A 3,344-nucleotide genomic window follows, 5' to 3' on the forward strand; every position below is an offset into this window, starting at 1 on the left:
TCCCACTGCGGTTCGGCCGGCCGGCCGGTGAGCATCCGACCGAACCGCAGAGGGAGGAGACGACGTGGCGAACGCCATCGTCGCTGACGGGCTACGCAGACAGTTCGACAAGGTGACCGCGCTGGACGGCCTGGACCTGGTGGTGCCGGAGGGCACCATCACCGGGATCCTCGGGCCGAACGGCGCGGGCAAGAGCACCGCCGTCCGGCTGCTCACCACACTGCTCGCCCCGACCGGCGGCCGGGCCGAGGTGGCCGGGTTCGACGTGGTCACCCAGGCCGCCGAGGTACGCCGGGTGATCAGCTTGTCCGGGCAGCACGCCGCCGTCGACGAGAACCTCTCCGGGTTCGAGAACCTGGAGATGCTGGGCCGGCTGCTGCACCTGGGCTCCCGGCAGAGCCGGCAGCGGGCCGACGAGCTGCTGCAACGCTTCGACCTGGTGGACGCCGCGGGCCGCCGGGCGAAGGAGTACTCCGGCGGCATGCGGCGACGCCTCGACCTGGCCGCCGCGCTGATCCGTACGCCACGGGTGCTGTTCCTGGACGAGCCGACCACCGGCCTGGACACCCGGAGCCGGACGGCGCTGTGGGACACCATCGGCGAGCTGGTCTCCGGCGGCATGACGCTGCTGCTGACCACGCAGTACCTCGAGGAGGCCGACCGGCTGGCCGACCAGATCGTCGTGATCGACCACGGCCGGGTGGTCGCCGGCGGCACGCCGGACGAGCTGAAGCGGCGGGTCTCCGGCACCAGCCTGGAGATCACCCTCGGGCCGGACGCCGACCTGGCCGCCGCACAGGCGGTGCTCACCTCGCTCGGCACCGGACCGGCCAGCGTGGACGAGACCGCGGGCCGGATCTCCGTACCGGCCGGCGACGGAGTGGACACGCTCCTGGCCGGCGCGCGGCTGCTGCGCCAGGCCGGCATACCGGTCCGGGACGCCGCGCTGCGCACGGCGACGCTGGACGACGTCTTCCTCGCCCTCACCGGCCCCGGCCGGCGGACCGGCGACGAGCCCGTCAAGGAGACCGTGGAGGAGAAGCAGTGAACGCCGTCGTACTGGCCTTCGGTGAGGGCGTCGTCGTCGCGAAGCGCAACCTGCGGATGATCCTGCGCGTACCCGAGATGCTGCTGAACGCGGCCATCGCGCCGGCGATGATGACGCTGTTGTTCGGCTTCATCGTCGGCGGCGCGATCGACGCGCAGGGGGTGCCGTACCGGGAGTACCTGCTCGGCGGCATCTTCGTGCAGGCGGTCCTCTTCGGCGCCGTCAACACCGGCACCGCGATCGCCGCCGACCTGCGCAACGGCATCGTCGACCGGCTGATGTCGATGCCCATCTCGCGGTCCGCGGTACTCGTCGGCCGCACCACGAGCGACCTGGTGAACAGCGGCGTGGTCATCACCGTCACCGCGCTGCTCGGCCTGGTCGTCGGGTGGCGCAGCCGTACGTCGGTGCCCGAGGCGGCGCTGGGGTTCGGAATCCTGCTGGCGTTCGCGTACGCGCTGTCGTGGCTGATGGCCGTGGTGGGGCTGGCGTCCCGGGCGCCGGAGGCGGTCAGCAGCACCGGCTTCACCATCGCCATCCCGCTGGGCTTCCTCTCCAACGCCTACGTGCCGATCGACTCGATGCCGGGTGTCCTGCAACCGGTCGCCGAGTGGAACCCGGTCTCGGCGATCGTCCAGGCGGTCCGGGTCCAGTTCGGCAACGTCGACCCGTCCACCGCACCGGACGTCTGGCCGCTGCAACACCCGGTCGCCGCATCCGGGCTGTGGATCGGCGCTCTGCTGGCCCTGTCGATCCCGCTGGCGATCGCCCAGTTCCGCAGGTCCGCCGGGCGCTGAGGCGCTCGGCACGACGACGACTCCGCCCGATGGCACGGGCGGAGTCGTCGTCCGTGGGGGGCCTTACTCCACCAGGACGCGGTCCGGCGCGCGGCGGCGCAGCCGGCTGGAACGTCGCAGCGACCGCAGCCACATCAGGGTGCCGCCGCCGTCGAGCAGGAACGACAGCATCGCCAGCGCGAGCACGTCGGCCCAGGTGAATTGGCCGGTCATCTCGTCACCGCGGAAGAAGCCGACGACCCGGACCAGGTAGAACCACAGCAGCGGGATGGTCGCGGTGAACAGGACGGCCAGGGCCACGACGCGGCCCAGGACCCAGACGACCGCGTAGATCCGGATGGTGCGCATCTCGCCGCGCCCGACCCCGGACTGGTCGATGAGCCGGCGGCGCAGCACCCGCCGGACGAGGTTGCGCAGGTAGGCGCCGGTGTCGGCCATCAGGCTCCGGGTGTCCAGCGCCGTCGTGATCAGGTAGTAGAAGTCGGTACGCAGGAACAGGAACGTCTGCCAGAGCAGCCGGATGAACGACGTGAACAGCACGCCGGCCACCACCAGCCGCACCGGCTCCGGCAGCCCGAGGACGCCGACGTCGTTCAGCCACAGCGTGATGAACAGCAGCGCCGCGCCGATCACGTCGACGAGCGGCCCGACCAGCACCGCGACGAAACGCTCACGCTTGGACGCCATCCACATGCCGGACAGGTCGGTCTGCGCGACGATGGCGTACATCTGGTTGCCGACAGTCATGCGGGCCGACGTGCCGGCGGCGCGCGCCCCCACGACGTGGGCCAGCTCGTGCAGCCACACGCCGATCACCGCGATGCCGAGGACGACCAGCAGGTAGGCCCAGAAGTGGGAGTGGAACATGAGGCTGGACGGCCCGGGCACCAGCCCCGGCCGGTCGACGGCCATCGCGACCGCGACTCCAACGACCACCCCGCAGACGGCGAGCACGGGCCGGCTCAGCAGGCGCCGGGCGGCCTGCGGGGACAACCACTCCAGATGCCCGGCGCGTGGCGGCCGAGCGGGTTCGGCGTCCGGCGGCGGGTCGTGCGCACCGGCCGGGGCGAGGAATCCCTCGTCGGCCAGCGCCTGGAGGAACGCGTCGGCGTCCGGTGACGCCGCGTGCGCCGCCTCGAAGCGGCGGACGGCCTCACCGACTGTGGCGCCGTCGCGCAGCCACTCCAGCAGGTCGAGGCCCTCGGCCGGGATGGACAGGTAGACCTGACGACTGTCGTCACCGATCACGGCGAAGTCACCGTCTCTGCGGGCGGTGTACGGCCGGACCAGGACCGGTGCGTCGAGGGCGAACTCGGTCACTGTGGGACCTCTCCTCTGACGGTGCGGGACTGGGCGCAGGGGCGGGGGTCCGGCAGCCGGACCCCCGCCCCCGTGTCACCGGGTTCAGTTCAGCGCGGGCGCGCACGGGGCGACGGTGCTGGCCTTGATGGACTCCAGCTTGCGCACCGGGAGCGACTTCTTGGGCGCGGTCTCCTTGG

The 3,344-nt window shown here is 72.1% G+C and carries 3 protein-coding genes; 2 read left to right on the forward strand and 1 reads right to left on the reverse strand.

Translation table 11 applies throughout. The features are described 5' to 3' along the window. The first annotated feature begins 64 nt into the window (after positions 1–64). Both V6U82_RS02585 and V6U82_RS02590 read left to right on the forward strand, forming a co-directional pair. Positions 65–1,048: an ATP-binding cassette domain-containing protein gene (locus V6U82_RS02585; protein ID WP_334458947.1), complete on the forward strand. Its 984-nt coding sequence runs from the start codon at positions 65–67 to the stop codon at positions 1,046–1,048. Next, a complete protein-coding gene (locus tag V6U82_RS02590; RefSeq protein ID WP_128137460.1) occupies positions 1,045–1,845 on the forward strand; it encodes an ABC transporter permease in 801 nt (266 codons plus the stop codon). Before V6U82_RS02585 ends, V6U82_RS02590 begins: the two co-directional genes overlap by 4 nt. A 63-nt stretch (positions 1,846–1,908) precedes the next feature. On the opposite strand, the gene V6U82_RS02595 is transcribed toward V6U82_RS02590, so the two are convergent. Next, positions 1,909–3,165 carry a hypothetical protein gene (locus V6U82_RS02595; RefSeq protein ID WP_128137461.1) on the reverse strand — a complete coding sequence of 419 codons (1,257 nt, stop codon included), beginning with the start codon at positions 3,163–3,165 and terminating at the stop codon, positions 1,909–1,911. Between the last annotated feature and the right edge of the window lie 179 nt (positions 3,166–3,344).

Origin of the sequence: Micromonospora sp. CPCC 205554, assembly GCF_036902745.1 — a bacterium.
Classification (GTDB): Bacteria; Actinomycetota; Actinomycetes; order Mycobacteriales; family Micromonosporaceae; genus Micromonospora; species Micromonospora tulbaghiae.